At 63.8% G+C, this 26,073-nt stretch carries 25 protein-coding genes; 13 read left to right on the top strand and 12 right to left on the bottom strand.

From position 1 onward, the window contains the following. Nucleotides 1–49: 49 nt before the first annotated feature. The 4 genes from MESAU_RS08700 to MESAU_RS08685 form a co-directional block, all read right to left on the bottom strand. A complete protein-coding gene (locus MESAU_RS08700) occupies nt 50–1,153 on the bottom strand; it encodes an ABC transporter ATP-binding protein (protein ID WP_041163319.1) in 1,104 nt (367 codons plus the stop codon). Next, nucleotides 1,153–2,088 (bottom strand): carbohydrate ABC transporter permease, encoded by a 936-nt coding sequence (locus MESAU_RS08695; protein WP_015315677.1) that lies wholly within the window; start codon nt 2,086–2,088, stop codon nt 1,153–1,155. The genes MESAU_RS08700 and MESAU_RS08695 overlap by 1 nt, the downstream gene beginning before the upstream one ends. Next, on the bottom strand, nt 2,081–2,974 hold the full coding sequence (locus MESAU_RS08690) for a carbohydrate ABC transporter permease (protein WP_015315676.1): 894 nt from the start codon (nt 2,972–2,974) through the stop codon (nt 2,081–2,083). Before MESAU_RS08690 ends, MESAU_RS08695 begins: the two co-directional genes overlap by 8 nt. Before the next feature lie 97 nt (nt 2,975–3,071). Beyond that, nucleotides 3,072–4,310, bottom strand: coding sequence for an ABC transporter substrate-binding protein (locus MESAU_RS08685; protein WP_015315675.1), 1,239 nt, complete (start codon nt 4,308–4,310; stop codon nt 3,072–3,074). A 403-nt stretch (nt 4,311–4,713) separates the two neighbouring features. On the opposite strand from MESAU_RS08685, the gene MESAU_RS08680 reads away from it, so the two are divergent. Next, complete coding sequence (locus MESAU_RS08680; RefSeq protein ID WP_041163318.1) at nt 4,714–5,763, top strand: LacI family transcriptional regulator; 1,050 nt, start codon at nt 4,714–4,716, stop codon at nt 5,761–5,763. On the opposite strand, the gene MESAU_RS08675 is transcribed toward MESAU_RS08680, so the two are convergent. After that, nucleotides 5,745–6,617, bottom strand: coding sequence for an NAD(P)H-dependent oxidoreductase (locus tag MESAU_RS08675; RefSeq protein WP_015315673.1), 873 nt, complete (start codon nt 6,615–6,617; stop codon nt 5,745–5,747). The genes MESAU_RS08680 and MESAU_RS08675 overlap by 19 nt on opposite strands. Before the next feature lie 95 nt (nt 6,618–6,712). Between MESAU_RS08675 and MESAU_RS08670 the strand changes: the two genes are divergently transcribed. Beyond that, complete coding sequence (locus tag MESAU_RS08670; RefSeq protein WP_015315672.1) at nt 6,713–7,645, top strand: LysR family transcriptional regulator; 933 nt, start codon at nt 6,713–6,715, stop codon at nt 7,643–7,645. Between the two features lie 49 nt (nt 7,646–7,694). On the opposite strand, the gene gndA is transcribed toward MESAU_RS08670, so the two are convergent. From gndA to MESAU_RS08640, 6 genes are all read right to left on the bottom strand, one after another. Next, nucleotides 7,695–9,119 carry an NADP-dependent phosphogluconate dehydrogenase gene (gene gndA, locus MESAU_RS08665; protein WP_015315671.1) on the bottom strand — a complete coding sequence of 475 codons (1,425 nt, stop codon included), beginning with the start codon at nt 9,117–9,119 and terminating at the stop codon, nt 7,695–7,697. 116 nt (nt 9,120–9,235) lie between these two features. Then, nucleotides 9,236–10,870 (bottom strand): copper resistance CopC/CopD family protein, encoded by a 1,635-nt coding sequence (locus MESAU_RS08660; protein ID WP_015315670.1) that lies wholly within the window; start codon nt 10,868–10,870, stop codon nt 9,236–9,238. 52 nt (nt 10,871–10,922) lie between these two features. Further along, entirely contained in the window at nt 10,923–11,441 is a 519-nt protein-coding gene (locus MESAU_RS08655) for a YcnI family copper-binding membrane protein (protein ID WP_015315669.1), read from the bottom strand. 38 nt (nt 11,442–11,479) lie between these two features. Then, the gene (locus MESAU_RS08650; RefSeq protein ID WP_015315668.1) at nt 11,480–12,022 is read right to left on the bottom strand and encodes a copper chaperone PCu(A)C; all 543 of its coding nucleotides are present in this window, start codon (nt 12,020–12,022) and stop codon (nt 11,480–11,482) included. Between the two features lie 94 nt (nt 12,023–12,116). Next, complete coding sequence (locus MESAU_RS08645; protein ID WP_015315667.1) at nt 12,117–12,473, bottom strand: DUF2946 family protein; 357 nt, start codon at nt 12,471–12,473, stop codon at nt 12,117–12,119. A 118-nt stretch (nt 12,474–12,591) separates the two neighbouring features. Beyond that, the gene (locus tag MESAU_RS08640) at nt 12,592–13,494 is read right to left on the bottom strand and encodes a GntR family transcriptional regulator (protein ID WP_041163317.1); all 903 of its coding nucleotides are present in this window, start codon (nt 13,492–13,494) and stop codon (nt 12,592–12,594) included. A 205-nt stretch (nt 13,495–13,699) separates the two neighbouring features. Here MESAU_RS08640 and MESAU_RS08635 point away from each other — a divergent pair, with 205 nt between their 5' ends. The 6 genes from MESAU_RS08635 to MESAU_RS08610 all read left to right on the top strand — a co-directional run bounded on the left by MESAU_RS08635 (nt 13,700) and on the right by MESAU_RS08610 (nt 21,336). Beyond that, nucleotides 13,700–15,205: a UxaA family hydrolase gene (locus MESAU_RS08635; RefSeq protein WP_015315665.1), complete on the top strand. Its 1,506-nt coding sequence runs from the start codon at nt 13,700–13,702 to the stop codon at nt 15,203–15,205. A 61-nt stretch (nt 15,206–15,266) separates the two neighbouring features. Continuing rightward, complete coding sequence (locus tag MESAU_RS08630; RefSeq protein WP_015315664.1) at nt 15,267–16,265, top strand: aldo/keto reductase; 999 nt, start codon at nt 15,267–15,269, stop codon at nt 16,263–16,265. 330 nt (nt 16,266–16,595) lie between these two features. Beyond that, nucleotides 16,596–17,588: an ABC transporter substrate-binding protein gene (locus MESAU_RS08625; protein WP_015315663.1), complete on the top strand. Its 993-nt coding sequence runs from the start codon at nt 16,596–16,598 to the stop codon at nt 17,586–17,588. Nucleotides 17,589–17,739: 151 nt separating this feature from the next. Then, nucleotides 17,740–19,293, top strand: a complete 1,554-nt coding sequence (locus MESAU_RS08620) for a sugar ABC transporter ATP-binding protein (protein ID WP_015315662.1) — start codon at nt 17,740–17,742, stop codon at nt 19,291–19,293. Then, nucleotides 19,290–20,255: an ABC transporter permease gene (locus MESAU_RS08615; protein ID WP_015315661.1), complete on the top strand. Its 966-nt coding sequence runs from the start codon at nt 19,290–19,292 to the stop codon at nt 20,253–20,255. The genes MESAU_RS08620 and MESAU_RS08615 overlap by 4 nt, the downstream gene beginning before the upstream one ends. A gap of 64 nt (nt 20,256–20,319) precedes the next feature. Continuing rightward, on the top strand, nt 20,320–21,336 hold the full coding sequence (locus tag MESAU_RS08610) for a zinc-binding alcohol dehydrogenase family protein (protein WP_015315660.1): 1,017 nt from the start codon (nt 20,320–20,322) through the stop codon (nt 21,334–21,336). 2 nt (nt 21,337–21,338) lie between these two features. Here the strand turns inward: MESAU_RS08610 and phnF are convergent, their stop codons facing one another. Beyond that, on the bottom strand, nt 21,339–22,088 hold the full coding sequence (phnF, locus tag MESAU_RS08605) for a phosphonate metabolism transcriptional regulator PhnF (protein ID WP_015315659.1): 750 nt from the start codon (nt 22,086–22,088) through the stop codon (nt 21,339–21,341). 111 nt (nt 22,089–22,199) lie between these two features. On the opposite strand from phnF, the gene phnG reads away from it, so the two are divergent. Genes phnG through phnK form a run of 5 tightly spaced genes read left to right on the top strand, consistent with a single transcriptional unit; the run spans nt 22,200 to nt 26,067 of the window. Continuing rightward, nucleotides 22,200–22,661, top strand: a complete 462-nt coding sequence (gene phnG / locus MESAU_RS08600) for a phosphonate C-P lyase system protein PhnG (RefSeq protein ID WP_015315658.1) — start codon at nt 22,200–22,202, stop codon at nt 22,659–22,661. Next, the gene (gene phnH, locus MESAU_RS08595) at nt 22,661–23,272 is read left to right on the top strand and encodes a phosphonate C-P lyase system protein PhnH (protein ID WP_015315657.1); all 612 of its coding nucleotides are present in this window, start codon (nt 22,661–22,663) and stop codon (nt 23,270–23,272) included. The genes phnG and phnH overlap by 1 nt, the downstream gene beginning before the upstream one ends. 1 nt (nt 23,273) lies before the next feature. Then, complete coding sequence (locus tag MESAU_RS08590) at nt 23,274–24,386, top strand: carbon-phosphorus lyase complex subunit (RefSeq protein WP_015315656.1); 1,113 nt, start codon at nt 23,274–23,276, stop codon at nt 24,384–24,386. Next, a complete protein-coding gene (locus tag MESAU_RS08585) occupies nt 24,383–25,294 on the top strand; it encodes an alpha-D-ribose 1-methylphosphonate 5-phosphate C-P-lyase PhnJ (RefSeq protein WP_015315655.1) in 912 nt (303 codons plus the stop codon). Before MESAU_RS08590 ends, MESAU_RS08585 begins: the two co-directional genes overlap by 4 nt. Then, nucleotides 25,291–26,067: a phosphonate C-P lyase system protein PhnK gene (gene phnK, locus MESAU_RS08580; protein WP_015315654.1), complete on the top strand. Its 777-nt coding sequence runs from the start codon at nt 25,291–25,293 to the stop codon at nt 26,065–26,067. The genes MESAU_RS08585 and phnK overlap by 4 nt, the downstream gene beginning before the upstream one ends. The last annotated feature ends 6 nt before the right edge of the window (nt 26,068–26,073 follow it).

The raw sequence follows: 26,073 nt of genomic DNA, 5'->3' as shown, positions 1-26,073 counted from the left end.
TGTCCGTTCTGCTTGGGGATTGTCCTTGGGAGGATGGTTTTCTTGGGAGCTACATGCGGTTGCCGGATGGAGTATCGAACAGCGAGGCGCGGGCAGGATCAAAGCCGATCCTGATCGGGTCGCCATTGCGCAGCGTTTTTTCCGCCTCGACACGGAAGGAAAAAATGCGGCCGCCGAGCTTCGTCCACACCAGCGTATCGGAGCCCATCGGCTCAACGATCTCGACGGCGGCATCGGTGGCGAAGGGCATGGAATTCGCGGCCTCGCCAAAGGCAACGTGCTCGGGGCGAATCCCGAACACGCAAGGCCCGCTCTTGTTGCCGGCGCCATCGAAGCCATAGCGCTCGAGCGGGATGGCCAAATCCCCGGTCTTGAACACCGCCGTCGTGCCGGTCTCCAGCTGCCCCTCGACGAAATTCATCGCAGGCGAACCGAGGAAGCCGGCGACAAACCGGTTGACCGGGCGGTTGTAGATGGTCTGCGGCGCGTCGAGCTGCTGGATGACGCCGCCCTTCATCACCGCGATGCGGTCGGCCAGCGTCATTGCCTCGATCTGGTCGTGGGTGACATAGATCATCGTGTTCTGCAGCTTGCGGTGCAGAAGCTTGATCTCGACACGCAGCTCCGAACGCAGCTTGGCATCGAGATTGGACAGCGGTTCGTCGAACAGGAAGACGTCGACATCGCGCACCAGCGCCCGTCCGATCGCCACGCGCTGGCGCTGGCCGCCGGAAAGGGCCGCCGGCTTGCGCTGCAGCAACGGCTCGATCTGCAGGATCTCGGCGGCGCGCGCGATGCGCTTGGCGATCTCGTCCTTGGCGATGCCGGCGACACGCAGCCCGAAGGACAGGTTCTTCTCCACCGTCATTTGCGGATAGAGCGCATAGGACTGGAAGACCATGCCGATGCCGCGGTCCTTGGGCTCTTCCCAGGTGACGTTCTTGCCCTTGATGAAGATGCGGCCTTCCGAAATGTCGAGCAGGCCGGCGATGCAGTTGAGCAAGGTCGACTTGCCGCAGCCGGAGGGTCCGAGCAGCACGATGAACTCGCCTTCGGCGACATCGAGATTGAGCGTCTGCAGCACCGAGACCGCGCCGAAGTTCAGCGACAGGTCCTGGATCGAAACGCTGGTGCCGTTCGCCGCCATCGCCATCACCCTTTCACCGCGCCGGCGGCGATGCCGCGCACGAACAATTTGCCGGAAATGAAATAGACGATCAGCGGCACCAACCCGGTCAGGATGGTGGCGGCCATGTTGACGTTGTATTCCTTCACGCCTTGCACCGAATTGACGATGTTGTTGAGCTGCACCGTCATCGGATAGGTGTCGGGACGGGTGTAGACGACGCCGAACAGGAAGTCGTTCCAGATGCCGGTCACCTGCAGGATGACGGCGACGACGAAGATCGGCAGTGACATCGGCAGCATGATGCGCAGGTAGATGCCCCAGAAGCCGGCGCCATCGACGCGCGCCGCCCGGAACAGTTCCTCCGGCATGGAGGTGAAATAATTGCGGAACAGAAGCGTCAGGATCGGCATGCCGAAAATGGAATGCACGATCACCAGGCCGGTAAGGCTGCCATAGAGGCCGATCTCGCGCAGGATGATGACGATGGGATAGATCATCACCTGGTAGGGAATGAAGGCGCCGACGATCAGGATGACGAAGAAGGTGTCGGCGCCCTTGAAGCGCCAGTTGGCCAGCGCGTAGCCGTTCACCGAGGCGATGGCGATCGACAGGATCACCGAGGGAACGGTGATGCGCACCGAATTCCAGAACCCGCGCGAAAGCCCGTCGCAATTGAGGCCGGTGCAGGCCTGCGACCACGCCTTGACCCAGGGCTCGAAGGTGATCTCGAGCGGCGGCGAGAAAATGTTGCCGAGGCGGATCTCCGGCATGCCCTTCAGCGAGGTGACGACCATCACATAGAGCGGCAGGAGATAGTAGAGCGCCACCACGATGAGCGTGCCGTACAGGAAAATGTTACGGCGCGAGAACATGTGCCGCGGCTTTGGTCCGCTCGGGCCGGAGGCGCCAGCCCGGAGGTTTGACGACGTGGCGGACAAGGAGACGGCATGATCAGACACGCTTGCGGCCTCCGAATTCGAGATAGGCCCACGGCACGATGACGATCATCACCGACAGCAGCATCATGGTCGAGGCGGCAAAGCCCTGGCCGAGATTCTGGGCGAAGAACATGTAGTCATAGACGTATTTGGCCGGCACTTCGGAGGCGATGCCCGGCCCGCCGCTGGTCTGCGCGACGACGAGGTCATAGACCTTGACGATGCCGGACGCGATGATCACCAGCGTGGTGATGAACACCGGCCGCATCATCGGGATGATGATGAACAGATAAGTCTTCCACATGGGAATCCCGTCCACCCGTGCGGCCTTCCAGATGTCCTCGTCGATGCCGCGCAGGCCCGCCAGCATCAGGCACATGATCAGCCCCGTGCCTTGCCAAAGCGCCGCGATCGATATGCCGTAGATGACGATGCTGGAATTGTAGAGCGGATTGAAGTCGAAGCTGGTCCAGCCGAGGCTTCGTACCACGCCCTGGACGCCGAAATCCGGATTGAGCAGCCATTGCCAGACAAGGCCGGTGACGATGAAGGAGAGCGCGAAGGGATAGAGGAAGATGGTGCGGAACGTGTCCTCGAAACGGATCTTCTGGTCGAGCAGGGCCGCCAGCAGAAAACCGATCACCAGCGAGAACACCAGTGAGATCACACCGTAGATCAAGAGGTTCTCGATCGAAATCAGCCAGCGCGGCGTCGCCCACAGCCGGTAATACTGGTCGAGCCCGACGAAATTCAGCCGCGGCAGCAGCTTCGAATTGGTGAAGGAATAGAGCACCGTCCACGCGGTGCCGCCGACAAAGACCACCATTGCGGTGAGGATCATCGGGATCGAAGCGACCTTCGCATTGAGATTGCGGAAGAGTTGGCTCGGGCGTTCGCTCTTGCTCATCGGTACAGCCGTGCTGGATCGGATAAGGGCGGAAAGTCAGCACGCCTTGGCTCCCGGCCCTGTCTGGCAAGGTCGGGAGCGGGCGGCTCGTCGGTCGTCAATCAGCCGAAGCGATGATGTCGGCGAAGCGCTTCTGCGCCTCTTCGAGGCTCATGTCGGGCTTGGCGAAGAACTCCGAGAACAGGTCCTCCTTCTGCTTCTGGCTGTCCTGCGAGAGCAGCTGGTCCGTCCACGGGATGACCGCGCCCTTGGCCAGGATGGCGAGGCCTTTCTTCATGCAGTCATTGGCCGCGTTGAGGTCGACGTCGCCGCGCACCGGCAGCGAGCCCTTCTTGAGGTTGAAGGCGACCTGGGTCTTGGGATCGAGCAGCGTCTCGGCCAGCACCTCCTGCGCCTTGGCCTTGTCGGCGTCCTTGAGCAGCGGGAAATAGAAGGCGTCGCCGCCCGTTGCGATGACCTCGTTCAGGCCGAGGCCGGGAAGGCAGGTGTAGTCCTTGCCGGCGGTCTTACCGGCGACCTGGAACTCGCCCTGCGCCCAGTCACCCATGATCTGGCCGCCGGCCTTGCCGGTGATGACCATGTTGGTGGCCTGGTTCCAGTCCTGCACATTCGTGTTCTTGGCCATCTTGCGTGCATCGTCGGCCGCCTTGAACACCTTGGCGACTTCGGGACCGGCTGCGAACTTGGCGTCCTTGTCCTTGTAGACCTTGAGGAAGGTGTCGGTTCCGCCGACCGCGGCAAGCAGCACGTCGAAGGCGCCTGATGCCTGCCAGGCCTGCCCACCGACCGCGAGCGGCACGATGCCTGCCTTCTCCAGCGCCGGAGCGGCGGCCACATACTCGTTCCAGTTCTTCGGCACCGGCACGCCGGCCTTCTCGAACGCCGCGTTCGACAGCCACAGCCACTGCCAGGAATGGATGTTGACCGGCACGCAATAGATCTTGCCGTCGATGGTGCAAGAATCGAGCAGGCTCTTGGGCCGTACCACTTCCGTCCACTTGCCCTTGGTGGCGACATCGGTGAGGTCGCGCATCAGGCCAGCCTGAACCAGCTCTTCCGCTTGCCTGCCGTGATTGAACTGCGTGGCCCCCATCGGATCGCCGCCGGTGATGCGGCTGATCATGATCGGCCGCGCCGTGCCGCCGGATCCGGCGATGGCGCCGTCGACCCAGTGATTGCCGGTGGCGTCGAATGCCTTGGCGAGTTCGGCGACTGCCGCCGCCTCGCCGCCGGAGGTCCACCAATGGGTGACTTCCAGATCGGTCGCGGCCGCCGGCCCGGCAAAGTTGAGAGCAACCGTCGCGGCAAAGGCAGCGGTCAGGAATTTGTATCGCATTTCGGCTTCCTCCCAGAAATCTGAAACGTTACAGATTTTCGATACGGCAATTGAAGACCATACGCAACCCCTTCCGGCAGAATGTCACTTTGACATTTTTCGAGCTGCGAACAAAATCATCTCGCTGCCGCGGCATTGTGCGACGCAATATGCAAAACTGCACCGCTCTCTTAGGTAAGAGCAGCAAGAAACTTGCCAAGAGCACGCTTCCCTCTGAATCTCAACGTTTTTTCGGCCTGCGGTTGACGGCGTCTTTTTGCGTCCGCCCGCGCCCGTTTACACCGATCGTGACAAACTGTAACGTTTCAGTATACTGCTTCCACTGCAGGTGACGCGCCATGGGGAGCGGCCGCAACATTGCCGGGCTGCCCGGCGGCTGCTATGCGCCTGATGGGCGGGACGGATGGACAAACAGCGCATGGCCAGGGATGACGGGGCGACGGCACAGGAGCGGCCGACGCTGAAGACGCTTGCCTTCATGACCGGGCTCGGCGTCACCACCGTCTCGCGGGCCTTGAAGGACGCGCCCGAGATCGGCGCCGAGACCAGACGCCGAGTCCAGCTCGTGGCCAAGCAGATCGGCTATCGGCCGAACCGCGCCGGGGTGCGCCTCAGGACCGGCAAGACCAATGTCATCAGCCTCGTGCTCAACACTGAGCACGAACTCATGAGCTTTGTCTCCGACATCATCTATGGCGTCACGGAAGTCATCGCCGACACGCCCTACCACCTGATCGTGACACCCTATTCGCGCTCGCAGGATCCGCTGGATCCGGTGCGCTATCTCGTGGAGACCGGCTCCGCCGACGGCGTCATCATTTCACGCACGCAGCCGAACGACCCCCGCGCCCGCTACATGCTGGAGCGCGGCATTCCCTTCGCGACCCACGGCCGCACCGATATGGGGCTCGTGCATCCCTATCATGATTTCGACAATTACGCCTTCGCGGCCGAGGCGGTGCGCCATCTGGCCGGCCTAGGCCGCCGCCGGCTCGCTTTGGTGACGCCGCCGGTGGGTTTGAGCTACTACCGCCACACGGTCGACGGCTTTGCCGATGCGCTGAGCGAAGTCGGCGCCAGCGAGGTGCCGTTCAACACCGTTTCGATCGACCATTCGATCGAACAGATCAGGACGAGGACCGCGCAGCTGATGCGGCGCGACATCAGGCCGGACGGCATCGTCAGCAGCGCCGCCGCCGCGACCCTCGCCATCGTCGCCGGCATCGAGGACGCCGGCCTCAAGCTCGGCCGCGACGTAGACGTGGTGTCGAAGCAGTCGTCGGAACTGCTGCATCTGTTCAGGCATGAATTGCTGGTCGTCAACGAAGACTTCCGCCTGGCCGGGTCCGAACTCGCCCGCTCGGTGCTCGGCTGGATCGGCGGCGCCGCGCCCGGCTCGCTGCAGAGCCTGAGCGAACCGAAGGGCGTCGTGGCCTATCGGCGCTCTGACTGAGCGTCTGCCCGGATCTGATCGGGCAAGTCCACATGCATCCCGTCAAACCAGGAACCGTTCTGGTCGGTAGCCCCGCGGTTCACATGAAGTCCGAAGCCGGTTGCTCCCGGATCGGCTAGTTCGGCACGAAGCCGCATGCTCGGGATCAGATAATCGCCACCATTCTGCCGCCGGTAGGGAATAGGCGCAGTGGTCGCCAGTGTCCGCATCCGTTCGCGCAGGCGCTCGGCGACAAGCTCGAAGCCAGCTGCATCGAGACGGTCCGCGCTGTAGATCACGAACGGCGGAAGCACGTCGTACCCCGGATAATAGAGAATTCCGTGATTGATCGGGAACAGCAGGTCGTCGATCGGTCCGTTGACGCCGCGCGGGGAATAATGATCCTCCCAACCGCCGGCTGTCACAACCAGCATCGCTCGCTTGCCCGCGAGTGTGCCCTCGCCGTACCGGTCACCCCATCGCTTGTCGCTATGTTCGCCGACGCCATAGGCAAAGCCGTAGGCGAAGACCCGATCGACCCAGCCTTTCAAAATCGCCGGCATGGTGAACCACCACAGCGGAAACTGCAGGATCAGCGCATCGGCCCAAAGCAGCTTCTCGATCTCGGTCTTGACGTCTCCGGTCAGCGCATTGGATTCGTATGCTTGTTTGGAGGCAGCCACCGGCACCAGCCGCGCGCCGGGCGAAAGCTCGGGGAAGTCAGCACGGTCGACCTCCGATTTCCAACCGTCCGCATAGAGGTCGGACACCCGAACCTCGTGGCCTTGAGCTGTGAGTTCCTTGACGGCGACGTCACGCAGCGTGCCGTTGAGCGACCGTGGCTCGGGATGGGCAAAGACAAGTAGGACTTTCATGATTCGTCGATCCTCTGTTGGAAACATTGACCCTGAGATAGCCAACAGCCGCATCATCCGCTACATGTCGAGAATGCATAATATTCTGCCGATTAATGGATAAATCAGCTGTCACGCTCGAGCGCATGCGCACCTTTGTGCGCGTTGCTGAACGAGGCAGTCTGTCGGCGGTCGCGCGTGAACTCGGGATCGGCCAGTCGACAGTCACGCGCCATTTGAGGGAACTGGAGGAGGCCGTCGGCGTCGCCCTGCTCAGCAGGACCACCCGGCGTGTCACGATGACCGATGAGGGCAGCCGCTATTATGCAGACAGCGTGCAGATCCTGCGCCTTGTCGAACAGGCGGGCGACGAGGTTCGCGGCACGCGCGCGGCGCCCGCGGGCACGATCCGGCTCTCCTGCACCGCCGCCATTGGGGTGCTGCATGTCAGCCGGCTTATCTTCGCGTTTCAGGACCGCTATCGCGACATCGGCGTCGATCTCAGCCTCACCGACGAACGCATCGACCTCGTCATGGAAGGCGTCGACATCGCGCTTCGTCTCGGCCCGCTCACCGACAGTTCCATGAAATTGCGAGCGCTCGGCCAATCCCGGCGACTGCTCGTGGGGGCGCCCGACTATCTCGCTGAACGCGGCAGGCCTGAAGGTCCCGGGGACCTGGCCGATCACGAAGGTATCCGGATGTCAAACGTTGCCGGCAGCGACACCCTTGTGCTGCAAGGACCAGACGGCAACCGCCATACAGTGCCGTTTGCAGGGCGCCTCCGGGTCGACCACGGGCTTGCCGCACGCGAAGCCCTGCTCGCCGGACGCGGCATTGCGCCCGCCCACCAATGGCTTGTCGGCGATCTCCTGGCGTCCGGCCGGCTTGAAGCGATTCTGCCGGACTATGCGCTGCCTTCGGTTCCGCTCAGCATGCTGATCGTCCCCGAACGGGCGGGCATCGCCCGGGTCCGGCTGCTGGTCGATTTTCTTGCCCAACAGGTCGGCGGCATCCCCGGAATCGAGAAGCCACATGTGGAGCGGTGAGTATTCCGGCACGGCAGCCAAGCTAAGCCGGATGTCTTCATAGCGTGATCTAGCCAGCCGCGCCGCTGCCCCACGGTCCGTGGAACGCGCCCTGCTCGCCGATGCGCTCGAAACCATGCGCCCCGAAGAAGTCGCGCTGCGCCTGGATCAGGTTCGAGGTGCCGCGGCCCTGGCGGTAGCTGTCGAAATAGGCAAGAGCCGAAGACAGTGCAGGCACCGGCGCGCCGGCTTCGGAAGCCCTCGCCACGACGCGCCGCAGCGACGGATGCGCCTCCTGCATCAGGCTGATGAAGGCAGGCGCCATCAACAGGTTGGTGGAAGCGCCACCACTGAAAGCCTCGGCCATCGTGTCGAGCATCTGCGAGCGGATGATGCAGCCGGCGCGCCAGATCTTGGCGATGGTCGGCATCGGCAGGTTCCAGTTGAACTCCTTCGAAGCGCCGCTCATCACCGCGAAGCCCTGCGCGTAGGCGGCGATCTTGCCGGCGAACAGCGCCAGTTCGAGGTCTTTCAGCAGCCCGTCCTTGTCGCCGGAAATCCTGGTCACGCCGATATTGCCATAGGCCTTTTCCGCCGCCTGCCGCTCGTCCTTGATCGACGACAGCACGCGCGCCGCCACCGCCGCTTCGATCGCGGTCGCCGGAATGCCGAGCTGCTGCGCCTCGATGACGGACCATTTGCCGGTGCCCTTCTGGCCGGCGCGGTCGAGGATGATGTCGACCACCGGCTTGCCGGTCTTCGGATCGTCGGCGGCGAGCACCTTGGCGGTGATCTCGATCAGGTAGGAATTGAGCCGGCCCTTGTTCCAGTTGGAAAATACCGTGGCGATCTCCTTCGGCCCCATGCCCAGGCCGTCACGCAGGATGCCGTAGATTTCGGCGATCATCTGCATGTCGGCATATTCGATGCCGTTATGGATGGTCTTGACGAAATGCCCGGCGCCGTCGGTGCCGAGCCATGCGGCGCAAGGTTCCTCCTTGAACTTGGCGGAGATCGCGGTCAGCACCTTCTCGACGCGCTTCCAGGAGTCTTCCGTGCCGCCGACCATGATCGAGGGTCCGTGGCGCGCGCCCTCCTCACCGCCGGAGACACCCATGCCGATGAAGGTCAAACCCGAGCCAGAGAGCTCGGAGAAGCGCCGCATCGTATCGCGGAAATTGGCATTGCCGGCATCGATGACGATATCGTTGTCGGACAGCACGCCACGCAGCGCTTCGATCTGCTCGTCGACCGGCTTGCCGGCCAGCACCATGATGATGATCGGACGCGGCGGCCGGATCGCGGCGGCGAGTTCCTCCAGGCTGTAGCAGGGGACGACCATGTCCCTGAGCGCACCGGAATTCTCGACGAAAGCGTCGGTGCGTGCCCTTGTGCGGTTGAAGACGGCGATGCGGTGCCCGTGCTCGGCGATGTTCAGCGCCAGGTTGGAGCCCATAGTGCCAAGGCCGATCAGGCCGATTTCGGCTTTTTCCATCGTTTCTTCCCTGCTTTCGGATCTGGTGTTTTCGAGCTTGCGCTCATTGTTGCTTGAATGATTGACGGCCCTTCAGGCCCGCGTCAACCGCCTCGCCCAATTGTGTGGCTGGGGCGTTACGGTCTGATGTCGACCGGCGCCTCGATCTTCACCATCTCGAAGTCCGAGACCAGGATGTCTATGCGCACCATCCAGCGGCCGGGTACCGGGATGATGAGGTTGTCGACACGCCAGCTGCCGTCGCCGGGCCTGGTCGCCGCGCGCTTCAGCGGTTCGATGCCGGAATAGGGCTTCGACAGCACCAGCGTCACCTCCTTGGCGTCGAGCGGTCCGAAATCGCCGGTCATGATGATCATCGAGGCGACCACCGGCCCCGCATGGCCTGGCGTGATGCTGAGATCGGCCATCGCCTGCAGCGCATGGATGTGGACCGAAACCGGCTGCGCCGCCGCGATCGCCAGTGCTCGTGGCGGCGGCGTGAAGCGCCAGCCCGCGGCGACTCCGAAGATCGCCAGCACGATCAGCACTTCGACGCTGACCGAGCGGGTGAGCCTGCGTTGCACCTCGGTCGCTCCCGCCTCGGCCGAAGCGGTGAGCTTCCAGCGATTGACGGCAGCGAGCGTGAACAGGAAGACCAGCAACGCGAGCTTGACCAGCAGCAGCCGGCCATAGGCTGTGTCGGCCAGCGCCGAGGGTATCTGCACCTGGATCACGGCCAACACGATGCCTGCCGCGGCAAGCAAGGCCACCACAGGCAGGATTGCCCATGAGAAGTGGTGCAGGAATTCGACGGCGCCCGCCGCTTGACGTTTCAGCGCGAGACCGAGCGGCACCAAGGCGCCGGCCCAGAAAGCGATGCCGACGCCATGCACGAAGACCAGCGGCCGTGTCAGCCATTGCGGTTCGGCGGCACTGGCATGGCCGCTGGCGGCGAGTGCGACGCCGACGCCAGCCAGTCCGGCAAGGGCAAGCGGCCTGGCGGCCGCGCGCGGTCCGGCCAGCGACAGCAGGCCAAGTCCCAAGGCGACCAGGGCGATCAGCACCGTCCAGCCGAAGCTGGTGCCGAGCCCGGTGCGCCAGATCACCGGCTGCGCCAGATGGGAGAGCGGCGCCCCCAGCGCATCGAGACCCTGAAAGCCCAGCGACAAGGGCGCCGCCACCAGCCCGCACAAGATCGCGGCCGCGACAAAGCGCTGGCCGGCACGGCCATCCCCGGCCAGCCAGGCAAAGGCGAACGCGCCGCCAATGCCGAGGAAAAGGCCTATGTAGAGAAAAACCTTGCCGATCCAGATCGCCGACCGCAGCGGCCAGTCAATCGCCTCGGAGACGGTCGGCGGCTCGCTTGGCGCGCCGACGGAAAACAGCAGCGAGCCGCCGACCGGATGGCCGTCGGCGGAAATGACACGCCAGCTCAGCACATGCGTACCGGATTTGAGCGCCCGCGGATTGTCGATCTCGACCGTCTGGTCGCTGAGACGGAAGTGGGTCAGCGGAACCGGGGTGCCGTCGGGCATCACCAACGTCAGCACCAACGGCGAGACCGGCTCGCTGAAGGTCAGCGAGAACCGCGCCGGGGCCTGCGCCAGCACCGCACCGTCGGCCGGATCGGTCTTGATCAGCGCCGCATGGGCAAGGGCCGGGCTTGTCGAGGCCATGACGATGAACGCCATGGCCGCGGCGAGCAGCCCGCCGGCAATCCAGCCGACGAGCTTGCTGTTCGTATCGGCTATCCAGGAAGGTATTGCGATCATGCCATGCCATGGGGATGCGGCGCTCCGACAAGCAGAGCGCCAGGGAGAAAAGCTATTTCTTCGGCGTGAGCTTGATGCCGGGCGCCGGGTTCTCCAGCGCGTCCTCATCCTGTCCGGCCGCCGGAATCTCGATCCAGCGGGCCGCGGCATCGCCGCATTCCTGCACCACCGGGAAGTACAGCTTCTGGCCGGCGGGCAGGTCGGCCGTCAGCGTCGCGCGGAAGACGAACTCGTCGTAGAATTCATCCGGCAAATTGCCGCCGCTCCAGTCGACTTCCTTGACCCCATCGGCAACCGCCTGGCCGTAGAGCTGGTACGATTTCTCGTACTTGCCCTTCTTGGTCTGCAGCGTCCAGCCCGACTTGGGCATCGGCTTCACCGCGATCACCCCTTCCGGGATCTGCACGCGCACCGCCGTCGTGGCCTTGCCGTCGCAACCGTGCGGCACGCGCAGTACAGCCTTGTAGGTCGAGCCGACTGCCGCCTCCTGGGTCTCGAGCGTGATGTGCGCGAAGGCGGCATTTGTCCCCAGCACGAGAAACGCGCCGGCCGCCAAAAGATATTTGTTCATGATGGTCCCTCTGATTTCAAAATTGGTGATCGGCGCGATCAATTGGCGTGGTCGTCCATGCCGCCCATTTCGCCCATGCCTTCGACGGCGAACTCGATATTGACCGTGCCGGCCTTCTCGAAGGTCAGTGTGGCGGCGAATTTTTCACCCTGCTTGGGTTGCCGCTTCAGGCCGATGAACATCAGGTGGTAGCCTCCCGGCGCCAGCGCCACCTTGCCGCCTGCCGGGACTTCCAGGCCACCATCCACCGGCCGCATGGTCATGACGCCGTCCTTGACGCCCATTTGATGCAGCTCGGCCTTTTCCGAGACGTCGGAGGAAATCGACAGCAGCCGGTCTGGTGTACTGCCCTTGTTGACGATGGTGAAATAGCCGCCGGCCACCTTGGCGCCGGCCGGCGTGGCGCGCGACCAGGGATGTTCGATTTCGAGATCGCCGACCTTGAATTCATGCGCCAGGACGGCCTGGGCGCCCAGGAAGACAAGCGCGAGGGCCAACGCGGCAATGCCGAGATCGGCTTTGAAGCGAGACAGGGTGCGGCCGAACAAAGTGCCCGCCGATATGCGGAAAGAATGGGACATGGTTGCTCCATGACGTGATGATCGCGCCGTCGCCGGTCGCGAATGCTTGATCTTGGATGAGTACGCTCGCGAAAGGTTCCGCAAGCAAGCAGGCTCAAGCCGCCAATGGCGGCGCGCGCGGGTTCGATGGGGAGCGTTCGCGGGCGAAGTCGAGATGCGTGGTCGCCGGGAAGACGAAGGCGACGGTCTCGAAGGAAAGGGACGCAAGCGCAAGCCCGGCATCGGCCGGCGGCGCAAAGGCCGGCGAAAACATGCTGCAGCCGAGTGTGCAGCAGGCCGGCGGATGGGACGGGTGCTGGTCGCCGCCGGGAAGCTGTGTGGCGCCGTCATGGGTACAGATGACGTTGCCGAAGGCATCGAGCTGCGCGGTATCAGGCCCGATGCTGAAGGCGAACGTACCAAGTGTCGACTGGAGCAACAGCAGACAGGCCGCGACAAGCGCGACCGGCATGCTCCAGCGTCTCTCCCGGCGGTTCACCATTTGCCTCTTCAAACGATCGATGACTATCCCTACCACGGCAGCCAGAGGTCGAAAATCGGCAATTCCATGCTGCGGCAACACGGCAGGATCAGTTCTTTTGGGATGGCCGGCTTTCCGGGATGGAGGTCAGCAATGTCTGGCGGGCCGACTTCAGGTGCTTGCGGCAGGCGGCATCGACCTTGCCGAGATCGCGCGACTTGAGCGCCTCGATATAGGCCAGATGCTCGCCGATCGCGACTTCGTTGCGCTCGCGTTCCTGCGCCTTGTTCCACTGGTAGTGGTAGTGGAAGATCATGGCGATGACGTCGTAGAAATCGACGATGAAGCGGTTGCGTGAGGCGCGATGAATGAGCCGGTGCAAGCGCTCGTCCAGCTCCGAGAACTCATTGAAACGCGTCGCGATCTCGCGTGCCAGAACGCGGTGTTCCCCTTCCAGCCGATCGAGATCGCTCCATACCGGACTGTCCTGCGGCAGCGCGGTGAAGGCGGCGGCCGAGCGCAATTCGAACATTTCGCGGATCTCGGTCAGTTCCAGCGCGAAGGCCCGCGTGAAGCCTTTCAGCACCCAATGGCTGTTGCGGCGTTTTTCGATCAGGCCGAAGCGGGAGAAGCGGATCAGGAACTCGCGTACGCTGGTGGTGCCGACGCCGATCTCGCGCGCCAGTTCGAGCTCGTTGATCTGCATGCCGGCCTCGGCGCCGCCGGCCAGCAGCCTGCGCATGAAGGACCGTTCGATGATCTCGGCCAGCGTGTCGGTCTCTTCCTCGGGAAAGAAATCATCCGAACGTGGATCGCGCAGCACCGTCTTGGCGCGCTTGTTCCAGGCGATCAGCCCGGTCTCTTCCATGCGCGCCAGGATGCTGCGCACGGTCGTGCGGCTGACTCCCAGCAAGGCGCCAAGTTCCGGTTCCGAAGGCAGGCTGCGCGTCTCATCGAGCAGCCTCAGACAACGGTTATAGGCGTCCTTGTAGACGTTGTTGCTCTTCGACATCCCCTGACCCATTGCACGCCAGCGCTTGCGGCGGCCGGCTTGAAGCGCAATATGACGTTCCATCGTCCGCAGCGCCACCACTTACCCAGGGCGGAGCCGCCGTGAAAAAACAATTGACGCAAAACTGTTTTTTCACGATAAAAGACATTAACTCTTAACAAGCGCGTGTCAATCCGCGCATCCAGGATCACCCAGGAAACCGCCCGTGAACGTCTCGAATACCATTCTTCTGTCCCCCGCCGACAACGTCGCCGTTGCCAATGGGCGCATCGAGATCGGTACCGCGCTGCCGGGCGGCGCGCTCGCTGCCACCGTCATCGAGCCCGGCCACAAGGTGGCGATCAAGCCGATTGCCGCGGGTGAAGCCGTGGTCAAATACGCTCAGGCGATCGGTCGCGCCACGCAGGACATCGCGCCCGGCGAGCATGTCCATTCGCACAATCTGGTTTTCGAGGCCGGCCGCCTCCCTGTGGTGCCGCCAAGCGAGGCCGAGCATGCGACGGAGGCGGACCGCGCCCGGACATTCATGGGCTATCGCCGCGCCGACGGTCGCGCCGGCACCCGTAACTTCATCGGCATCATCGCCAGCGTCAATTGCTCGGCCACCGTCTGCCATTCGATCGCCGACACCGCCAACCGAACCCTTTTGCCGAAATATCCCGGCATCGATGGCTTCGTGCCCATCGTCCATGGCCAGGGCTGCGGCATGAGCGGCACCGGCGACGGCATGATGGTGCTGCACCGCACGCTTGCCGGCTATGCCCGCCACCCGAATTTCGGCGGCGTGCTGATGGTCGGGCTCGGCTGCGAGGTCAACCAGCTCACGCTTTACGGCCAGAAGGGTGCCGCCGCCGGCAAGCGCCACTTCAACATCCAGGATGCCGGCGGGTCGCGCAAATCGGTCGAAAAGGCGATGGGCGTACTGGCCGAGATCGCCGAGGAAGTCGGTCAGTTGAAGCGCGAGCCGATCCCCGTCAGCGAGATCGTCGTCGGCCTGCAATGCGGCGGCTCCGATGGCATGTCGGGTATCACGGCCAATCCGGCGCTGGGTGCGGCCGTCGACATCCTCGCTGGCGTCGGCGGCATCGGCATCCTCTCCGAGACGACGGAAATCTATGGCGCCGAGCACCTGCTCGCCTATCGCGCCGCAAGCCCCGAGGTCGCCAAGAAGCTCGATGGCTACGTGAAATGGTGGGAGGATCACGTCGCCAAGCATGGCGCCTCGATCGACAACAACCCATCGCCCGGCAACAAGCGCGGCGGCCTCACCACCATCCTGGAAAAGTCGCTGGGCGCGGTCGCCAAGGGCGGCCAGACGCCGCTCAACGGCGTCTTCGGCTACGCCGAGAAAGTCACCGGCAATGGGCTGGTGTTCATGGATACGCCCGGCTACGACCCGGTCTCTGCCACCGGTCAGGTCGCGGGCGGCGCCAATGTCATCGTCTTCACCACCGGCCGCGGCTCCTGCTTCGGCTGCCGGCCGACACCCTCGATCAAGGTCGCCACCAACTCGACCATGTATCACCAGATGGAAGAGGACATGGACGTCAATTGCGGCGTCATTGCCTCCGGCGAAAAGACCATTGCCGGCATGGGCCGGGAGATCTTCGAACTGATCGTCGAGACGGCTTCGGGCCGCAAGACCAAGAGCGAGGATTTTGGCTACGGGGACAACGAATTCGTGCCCTGGCATCTCGGCGCGACGCTCTGATTTCGATTGATGTCTGATAGACTGCCCGGCCGGACAAGTGGCCGGGATAGGGAGGTTGCGCATGGAAAAACGCCGCATCGGCCAGACCGCGTTGGAGGTCACCGAAGTCAGTTTCGGAGGCGCCGCGATCGGCGGCCTCTACCGGGCGTGTTCGCGCGAAGCGGCAATGGAAACGCTGCAGGGTGCCTGGGAGGCGGGCCTGCGCTATTTCGACACCGCGCCCTTCTACGGTTTCGGCCTGTCGGAACGGCGCTTCGGCGATTTCCTGCGCTACAAGCCACGTGATTCCTATGTGTTGTCGACCAAGGTCGGCCGCCTGCTTCACCCGGTGCCCGAAGATCAGGTGCCAGACCACTCCTATGTCGATCCGCTGCCCTTCGCGCTGGACTACGACTATTCCTATGACGGCATCATGCGCTCGGTCGAGTTCAGCTATGCGCGCCTTGGGCTAAACAGGATAGACATCCTGTTTGTCCACGATATCGGCGTTTACACGCACGGTGTCGAGAAAACCAAATTGCACTTTCGCCAGTTGATGGACGGCGGCCTCAAGGCGCTCGAGGAGCTGAAGCGGGCCGGCACGATTTCCGCCTACGGGCTCGGCGTCAATGAAGTCCAGATCTGCCTCGACGTGATGCGCCGCGCGCCGCTCGACTGCATCCTGCTCGCCAGCCGCTATTCCTTGCTCGACCGCAGCGCGGAAGCCGAATTGCTGCCGCTGTGCCGGGCGCAACGGACCTCGCTTGTCATTGGCGGGGTTTTCAACTCAGGCATATTGGCGACCGGGCCGGTGCAAGGGGCGCATTTCGACTACCAGCCCGCCAGCCGCGATGTTCTCGACCGTGTCGATGCCATGGAGAAGATCGCCGCTGAAGGTGGCTACCCGCTGCCCGCCGCCGCGTTCCAGTTTCCTTTGCACGAACCCGCGGTCGCCACTGTGCTGACCGGTACCGCAAAATTGGCAAACCTGACGCGCAACCTCGAACTGCTCGATATCGACGTGCCGGAGACGGACTATGCCAGGTATCGTCCCTACACGGTGGTGCAGGAACTGCATTGAAGCGCATCGTCGCGATGTGCACGGGCGCGCGACCCGCCTTCGCGATGTCGCGATCCAAAGAAGAATGAACATTCCATATTGACTGAGCTATGGAATTAATATTCCATGGCTTTACAGAACGGAAACGGGAGCGCCTGACCGCGACAAGGGAGAAGCCGCCGCTAGGGGAGTCATTGTCTGGAAGAACTGGCTGAAACACCGCTTGCATCGGCTGGATCGATGCACTATCAAAACGGTGCAACTGTTTTTTATTGATAAAGTTCTGTTTGGGCTACGCCTATCCGGACGGAGCTTCCGTTAACGTTCACCGGGCGACTTAGGGAGGATCCTATGAAATTCGTGACCAGCATTCTCAACCGCCGCGCCGTCATGGCCCTGGCGGCAGCATCGATGCTCACCGGCGTCATGCATACCGCACCGGTTTCGGCGGCGGATGTGACTATCCCGATCATCGTCAAGGACACCACGTCCTTCTACTGGCAGATCGTTCTGGCCGGCGCCCGCAAGGCCGGCAAGGATCTCGGCATCAACGTGCCGGAACTCGGCGCCCAGGCCGAGACCGACGTCAACGGCCAGGTCTCGATCCTCGAGAACGCCGTCGCCAGCAACCCGGCCGCAATCGTGATCGCGCCCACCGAGTTCAAGGCGCTGGGCAAGCCGATCGATGAAGCGGCCGCCAAGGTCAAGGTCATCGGCATCGACTCCGGCGCCGACTCCAAGGCCTTCACCTCGTTCCTGACCACCGACAACGTGCAGGGCGGACGCGTCGCCGCGGACGGCCTTGCCGCCGCCATCGGCGCCGCCAATGGCGGCAAGATCGAGGGCGACGTCGCCCTGATCACCAACGCTCCCGGCGCCGGCTCGCTCGAACAGCGCAAGCAGGGCTTCACCGAGCAGCTCAAGGCAAAATATCCCGGCCTGAAGCTGGTCGCCGACAAATACGCCGACGGCCAGGCCACCACCGGCCTCAACATCGCCACCGACCTGATCACAGCCAATCCGAACCTCAAGGGCATCTTCGCCTCCAACCTGATCATGGCGCAGGGCGTCGGCCAGGCCGTCGCCGAGAACAACCTTGGCGGCAAGCTGGCGCTGGTCGGCTTCGACAGCGACGAGAAGCTGATCAAGTTCCTCAACGACGGCGTCATTTCCGCCCTCGTCGTCCAGGATCCCTACCGGATGGGCTATGACGGCATCAAGACCGCGCTCGCCGCCTCGAAGGGCGAAAAGGTCGAGGCCAATGTGGACACCGGCGCCAATCTGGTGACCAAGGCCAATATGAAGGACCCCAAGATCGACGCGCTGCTCAATCCCAAGCTTTAAGCAGCCGGCGTTCAAAACCGCTTCCGGGGCTAGAGGCCCCGGAAGCATCCGCCGCCAAAGCGGCTTGGCGATCAGCCCGTTTGGCCTTCGCCTGAAAGACGACCGCAGCCTCGCCGAATGCCAACCGCGAGGCCAATCTGGGAGGATTGTCATGACGCCGACGGCGCAGGAACTGCATCCGGCCCCCGTGCTGGAACCCGGCAGGACCATCCTCGAACTGCGCGGGCTGGAAAAACGCTACCCCGGCACCCATGCGCTGAAGCCGGTCAATCTCGCCTTCAAGTCAGGCGAAATCCACGCCATCGTCGGCGAGAACGGCGCCGGCAAATCGACCCTCATCAAACTCCTGACCGGCGTCATGCCGCGCACCTCTGGCGAGGTCCTCTGGGAAGGCCAGCCGGCAGCCCTGGCGACGCCGCATGAAGCGATGGCGCTCGGCATCAATGCCGTGCACCAGGAAGTCGTGCTGTGCCGTCACCTGACGGTCGCCGCCAACATGTTCCTTGGCGAGGAAAATTCCCGTTTCGGCATCCTGCAGCAGCGCGCCATGGTCAGGGAAGCGCAGACGATCATCGACGATCTCGGCTTCGACCTGCCGGCGCATGTCATGCTGGGTGATCTCACCATCGGCCAGCAACAGCTGATCGCCGCTGCCCGCGCCACGGTGCGCGGCACCAAATTCCTGATCTTCGACGAACCCACGGCCTACCTCACCCGCAAGGAGGCCGACCAGCTTTTCACGCTGATCCGGCGCCTGAAGGGTGAAGGCGTGACGATCATCTACATTAGCCATCGCATGGAGGAGGTCTTCGAACTCGCCGACCGGGTTTCCGTGCTGCGCGACGGCACGCTGGTCGGCACACGCAATATCGCCGAGACCAATGATGCCGAGCTGGTCAAGATGATGATCAACCGCTCTATCGAACAGGTCTATCACAAGGAGCATTTCACGCCGGGCGCTCCGATCGTCGAAACAAGGAACCTGTCGGGCAAAGGCTTCGAGAACATCTCGATGACGGTGCGTGCCGGTGAGATCGTCGGCCTCTATGGACTGATCGGCGCCGGCCGCAGCGAGTTTGTCACCTCGCTCTATGGACGTCACAAGAAGTCGGCCGGCCAGATCCTGTGGGAAGGCAAGGACGTCCAGATCAACTCCGAGCACGACGCTATCAAGCTCGGCATGGCACTGGCGCCGGAAAGCCGCCGCGACCAGGGCCTTTGCCTCAATCTGCCGGTCGGCCTCAACCTCAATTTGCCGATCTACAAGCGCATCTCCAGCAATCTGTTGATCTCGAACGCGAAAGAGAAGGCCGAGGCCGACCGTCAGATCGCCGGCCTGAGGATCAAGACGCCGACGCGCGGGGCGCTGGCGTCGAGCCTTTCGGGCGGCAACCAGCAGAAGATCGTCATCGGCAAATGGCTGGCGCACGGCGCCAAGCTGTTCATCTTCGACGAACCGACGGTCGGCGTCGATGTCGGCACCAAGGCGGAGATCTATCGCCTGTTCGGCGAGCTGTTGTCGAAGGGCGCCGGCATCATCCTGATCTCGTCCTATTTGCCGGAGGTCTACGAACTGGCCGACACGCTGCACGTGTTCCGGCGCGGCAAGCTGGTGGCCACGCACGGGTTCCACACCGCCAGTCACGAGGACATTCTCACGCAGGCGCTCGCCGAGAAACAAGAAAAACTGGGAGGACAGACATGAGCATCGAGGCGATCCCCGCCGAAAAACCGAAGCGCAACTACAACGTCCTGTTCGGGCTGACGCTGCTGGCGCTGCTGGTGCTGCTCTGGATCGTCCTGTCCCTGGCGACGCCAAGCTTCGCCTCGGGCAACAACATCGCCAATCTTCTGCGGCAGGGCTCGATGATCGCCATCATGGCGGTCGGCCAGACCTTCGTCATCATCACCGGCGGCATCGATCTGTCGGTCGGCGCGGTGGTCGGCTTCGCCACCGTCGTCGTCGCCATGCTGATCAATGCCGGCGTTCCGATCGCGGTCGCCATCCTGATCACCTTGCTCGTCGGTGTCGCCATCGGCCTTTTCCATGGCTTCGGCATCGTCAAGATGGGCTTGCCGCCGTTCATCATCACGCTGGCGACGCTGACCTCGCTGCGCGGCATCGGCCTTTTGATGACCAACGGCAACTCGATCAACATCAACAGCGACAGCTTTACCGCCTTCTCGCGCAATTCCTTTATCGGCATCCCCAATTTGTTCTGGATGGTGATCCTGGTGGGTGTGCCCGCCTATGTCTTCCTGCATCACAGCCGTTGGGGCCGCTACCTCTTTTCGGTCGGCTCCAACGCCGAGGCCTCGCGCCTGTCCGGCGTCAATGTCCAGCGCACCATCTACATGGCTTATACGCTGTCCGGCCTGTGCGCGGCCTTCGTCGGCGTGCTGCTCGCCGCCCGCATCGGCATCGGCAACCCGACCCAGGCCGAGGGCTGGGAACTGCAGGCGATCGCCTCTTCGGTCATCGGCGGCACCTCGCTGTTCGGCGCGGTCGGCTCGGTGCACGGGCCGCTGCTTGGCGCCTTCATCCTGGCCACCATCAACAACGGCGCCAACCTGCTCAACGTCAACTCGTTCTGGCAGCGCATCATCACCGGCGCGCTGATCATCATCATCGTCTACTTCGACGGACTGCGCCGCCGCGGCAAATGACGCATTCCAATCGATCGCCGGCCTGGCGCGGGCCGGCGATTTCTTGAACAGACTGGATCAAAGCATGAAAGCCGTCGTCTGCCGCTCGCCCGGCGACCTTGTTGTCGAAGACCACCCGGCTCCCGGCGCCCCGCCTCCCGGCTGGGCCCTGGTGGCGGTCAGTCATGTCGGCATCTGCGGCACCGACTACCATATCTTCGAGGGTAAGCACCCTTTCCTCGCCTATCCCCGCATCATGGGCCATGAAGTCTCCGGCACAGTGACCGAGCGGGGCGAAGGCGTCGACCTCGCCCTTGGCGAACCGGTGATCATCAACCCCTACCTTTCCTGCGGTAAATGCATCGCCTGCCGGCACGGCAAGCCCAATTGCTGTGTCAGGATCGAAGTGCTCGGCGTGCACCGCGACGGCGCGATGTGCGAACAGATCCTGGTGCCGGCTAAGAATCTCTATCCCACCAACGGCCTGTCGCTCGCCGACGCCGCCGCCGTCGAATTCCTGGCCATCGGCGCGCATGCCGTCCGGCGCGCCCGGGCCGAGCCTGGCGCCCGCACCCTGGTCATCGGCGCTGGCCCGATCGGGCTCGGCACCGCCATCTTCGCCCGCATTGCCGGGTTGGACGTGACACTTCTCGACATGAGCACCGAAAGACTGGTCTTCGCGGCGAGTGAACTCGGCTTTTCGATTCTCGACGGCTCGCAAGGACCCGTGTCCGATCTGGTGCGTGATGCGACCGACGGCGAAGGCTTCGACGTGGTCTTCGACGCCACCGGCAACACGCGATCGGTTCAATCTGCCTTTGCCCACGTCGCGCATGGCGGAGCGCTGGTGCTGGTCAGCGTCGTCAAGGACGATATTGTTTTTTCCGATCCCGAGTTCCACAAGCGAGAAATGACATTGATCGGCAGCCGCAATGCGTTGCGCGCCGACTTCGACCATGTCGCGGCCTCGATCCGCAATGGTGCCGTGCCGTTGGCCAAGCTTGTCACCCACCGCACCACGCTGGCCGATACGCCAGGAGATCTCGCACGCTGGGCGCATGAAAAGTCGGGCCTGATCAAGGCCGTGATCGAGATCGGATAGCCCTACAGCGCCGACAGCTTCAACTCCACCCGCTCGGCCGGAAAACGCGACTCCGAAAACTGGATCGGCTGGCCGTCGGGTGTGACGTTGACCGCAACCGTGACCAGCACGATGGCGCCCGGCTGCAGATCGAGATCGGCGAGATCGGCGGCGTCGGCATGGCGCGCCGAGAGCACGGTCGATTGCCTGAGATAATCGTCGATACCGAAACGTGCGAGCGAGGCGGTGATAGAACCGGTTTGCGCCATCGCCTTGTCGATGCCGGCAAAGCGCCGGGCATCGAACCATCCAGCGGCGCGCGACACTGGCCGTCCGTCAGCCTCGCCGCGTGTCTCCAACCGGATCACCTCGGCACCCCTGGCAAGGCCAAGGCCTTCGGCCACGCGCTGGCTGGCGGGCTCGACCGACGAAGCGAGCAGCACGATGTGCCGTTCCGACGTCTGCCCCTGCAGGCCAGCCGAAAAGCGTGTCCGCGCGCCAATCGGATAGGACAGCCGCTTGCGTGACAGGACGAAGGTGCCGCGTCCCTGCTCGGCCCGCAGCACGCCCTCCTGCACGAGGGCCGATATGGCGCTGCGTACGGTGTGACGGTTGACGCCGTAGCGCTCGGCCAGCGCGACTTCGGGCGGCAGCGCGGCGTTTTCGGCGAAATCGCCGGCGGCGATGGACTGCAGGATCCTGTCGGCGATCTGGCGCCACAGTGAGACGCCGCTGCGCCGCTCGATGCTGTCGGCCACATCATGCCCGATCATGTTTTGCCCCCCGGCCTGTCACGCACCCGTCATGGACTCGCGTTAGGTAATATGTATAATTTGTATAGTTGTCTATATCAATAGACAAATTTAGCTGAGAGGAAGTTGGCGATGCGAGGACAGGAAGGCCGCGACCAGGCCGAGCGCAAGGCCGCCATGGCGACGCTGGCGCAATCGAGCGGCGACGACATCGTGCGGCTCTGGAACGAGTCCGGCCTGCCTTCGCAAGCCGAACTTCTGCGCGGTCCCGAGACGGGCCTGGTCACGCTGCGTGGCCGCATCGGCGGCGGCGGCGCGCCCTTCAATGTCGGCGAGGCGACCGTCACGCGTGCCACTGTCCGGCTGCCATCCGGGCAGGTCGGCCATTGCTACGCGCTTGGCCGCGACAAGCAGAAGGCGAAGCTGGGAGCAATAGCCGACGCGCTCTGGCAGGACCCTGCCCGCCGCACCGAGGTCGAGACCAGGCTGATCGCGCCTTTGCGGTCGGCGCTTGCCGCTGTCCAGGAAAAACGCCGCGCCGAGACGGCGGCAACGAAGGTGGATTTCTTCACCATGGTTCGCGGAGAAGATTGATGGATATCGCTGCGCAATCGATCGAGGGCGGTTTCGCCGATCCGGTCTTCAACGCTCAGACCGTGTTTCGGGCCGTCATGGATGCCATGGCGCGGCCGGGCAGTGTCCACCCCTTGCCACCCCTGGCCCGCCCACCGGCTCCGCTCTCGGCGACGTCGGGCGCCGTAGCACTGGCGCTATGCGACAACGACACGCCGCTCTGGCTCGACCCTCCCCTGCATGCCTCCGCCGCGATCGGGTCCTGGCTTGGTTTCCACACAGGCGCGCCGCTGGCCAACACGCCGGCCGACGCGCATTTCGCGTTTGTTGCCACGCCGGCCGAGATGATGGCGCTCGACGGTTTTTCGCAGGGCACGCAGGATTATCCCGACCGATCGACGACGCTGATCCTGCAGGTCGGCGACCTCGTTTCAGGCACTCCGTTACTGCTGGAAGGCCCGGGCATCGAAACCAGCGCCACGATCGCGCCGGCACAGATGCCGCGCCATTTCGTCGAGCAGTGGAAGCAGAATATCAGGCGCTTTCCGCGCGGCGTCGACATCATCCTCGCCACATCGGACCGCATAGCCTGCCTGCCGCGCACGACGCGTATCAAGACGATGGAGGCGTAAGATGTATGTCGCGGTAAAAGGTGGCGAAGCCGCCATTGCCAACGCCCACAGCCTGCTTGCCGACCGCCGGCGCGGCGACCGCTCGGTGCCCCCGCTTCGCCTCGACCAGATCGTGGAACAGCTGGCGCTCGGCGTCGACCGGGTGATGAGCGAAGGCTCGCTCTATGACAGGGAACTGGCCGCGCTAGCCATCGTTCAGGCGCGCGGCGACATGATCGAGGCGATCTTCCTGGTGCGCGCTTACCGCACCACGCTGCCGCGCTTCGGCTATTCCAGACCGATCGACACCAGCACCATGCTGGTCGAGCGGCGTGTGTCGGCGACCTACAAGGATCTGCCCGGTGGCCAGTTGCTCGGCCCGACCTTCGACTACACCCACCGCCTGCTCGACCCCGAGCTCGCCGCCGGTGTCGATGTCGCCGAGCCCTTGCGGCGCGAGACGGAAGCCCAGGCGATGCCGCGTGTCTCGGCTATCCTTGCCCGCGAAGGCCTGATCGAGCCCGATGGCGACATGCCTGGGGATCATGTTCCCGGCGACATCACACGCGAGCCGCTGGAATTCCCGATGGCGCGCGACATCCGCCTGCAGGCACTGTCGCGCGGCGACGAAGGTTTTCTGCTGGCGCTCGGCTATTCCACCCAGCGCGGCTATGCCCGCAACCATCCCTTTGTCGGCGAAATCCGCATCGGCGAGGTCGAGCTGGAGCTCGACGTTCCCGAACTGCCTTTCGCCGTGCCGCTCGGCATGGTGCGCGTCACCGAATGCCAGATGGTCAATCAGTTCAAGGGCTCGGCCAAGGCGCCGCCGCAATTCACCCGCGGCTACGGCCTCGTCTTCGGCCAGAGCGAACGCAAGGCGATGGCCATGGCGCTCTGCGACCGCGCCTTGCGCGCCTCCGAGCTCGGCGAGGATATCGTCGCCGCCGCCCAGGACGAGGAGTTCGTCATCTCGCACTCCGACAATGTCCAGGCCACCGGCTTCGTCGAGCACCTGAAGCTGCCGCACTACGTCGACTTCCAGGCCGAACTCGATCTCGTACGTCGCATGCGCGCCGAGTACGAAGCACGCGAGAATCCAGCGAAGGCGGAAGAAAAAAAGGAGGCAGCGGAATGACTGCGCAACCGACAGACATCGCCACCTACAACTTCGCCTATCTCGACGAGCAGACCAAGCGGATGATACGCCGCGCGATCCTCAAGGGCATCGCCATTCCGGGCTACCAGGTGCCGTTCGCCTCGCGCGAAATGCCGATGCCCTATGGCTGGGGCACTGGCGGCGTGCAGGTCACCGCGTCGATTATCGGCCCCGACGATGTGCTCAAGGTCATCGACCAGGGCGCCGATGACACCACCAATGCCGTGTCGATCCGCGCCTTCTTCAAGAAAGTCGCTAACGTCGCGGTCACCACCGATACCGCCACCGCCACCATCATCCAGACCCGTCACCGCATCCCCGAACATCCACTCACGGCGGGCCAGGTGCTGGTCTACCAGGTGCCCATCCCCGAACCGCTGCGCTTCCTCGAGCCGCGCGAGACCGAAACGCGGAAAATGCATGCGCTGGAAGAATACGGCCTCATGCATGTGAAGCTCTATGAGGACATCGCCAAGCACGGCCGCATCGCCACCACCTATGCCTATCCGGTCAAGATCGAGGGCCGCTATGTGATGGACCCGTCGCCGACGCCAAAATTCGACAATCCCAAGATGCACCGCTCGCCGGCCCTGCAGCTGTTCGGCGCCGGCCGCGAAAAGCGCATCTACGCCGTGCCGCCCTTCACCGATGTGGTGAGCCTCGACTTCGAGGATCATCCGTTCGAGGTGCAGACTTTCGATCAGCCCTGTGCGCTGTGCGCGGCCGAGAATGTCTATCTCGACGAGGTCATCCTCGACGACCATGGCGGCCACATGTTCGTCTGCTCCGACACCGATTATTGCGAGAAGCGGCGCGCCGACGGCCATCGCGGCCACCTTGCCCCCGAAACCGATCTTGCAGCAGGAAACATGGAGCCGGCGCAATGACCGACGAACCGCTGCTGCGCGTCTCGGCGCTCTCCAAGTTCTATGGCTCGCGGGTCGGCTGCGACAATGTCTCCTTCGACCTGTGGCCGGGCGAGGTTCTGGCTGTCGTCGGCGAGTCCGGCTCCGGCAAGACGACGCTGCTCAACTGCCTGTCGACGCGGCTGCTGCCTTCCTCCGGCACAGCCAGCTACCGCATGCGCGACGGCCAGTTCCGCGAGCTCTACCGCATGAGCGAGGCCGAGCGCCGCTTCCTGATGCGCACCGACTGGGGCTTTGTCCATCAGAACCCAGCCGACGGCCTGCGCATGACGGTCTCGGCCGGCGCCAATGTCGGCGAACGGCTGATGGCGGTCGGCGACCGCCACTACGGCAAGATCCGCGCTACCGCGGTCGACTGGCTGTCGCGCGTCGAGATCGAGGAAGACCGCATCGACGACGAACCGCGCGCCTTTTCCGGCGGCATGCGTCAGCGGCTGCAGATCGCCCGCAATCTCGTCACCGGGCCACGGCTGGTGTTCATGGATGAGCCGACCGGCGGCCTGGATGTCTCGGTGCAGGCCCGCCTGCTTGATCTCTTGCGCGGCTTGGTCACGGACCTCGGCCTTGCCGCGATCGTCGTCACCCACGACCTCGCCGTGGCGCGGCTGCTGTCGCAGCGCATGATGGTGATGAAGGACGGCCGCGTCGTCGAAAGCGGCCTCACCGACCGCGTCCTCGACGACCCGCGCGCGCCCTACACGCAATTGCTCGTTTCCTCGATTTTGCAGGTGTGATGATGG

Origin of the sequence: Mesorhizobium australicum WSM2073, from assembly GCF_000230995.2 — a bacterium.
GTDB classification, from domain to species: Bacteria; Pseudomonadota; Alphaproteobacteria; order Rhizobiales; family Rhizobiaceae; genus Mesorhizobium; species Mesorhizobium australicum.
The sequence above is the reverse complement of the archived record's forward strand: the minus strand, read 5'-3'. Positions and strand labels throughout refer to the sequence as shown.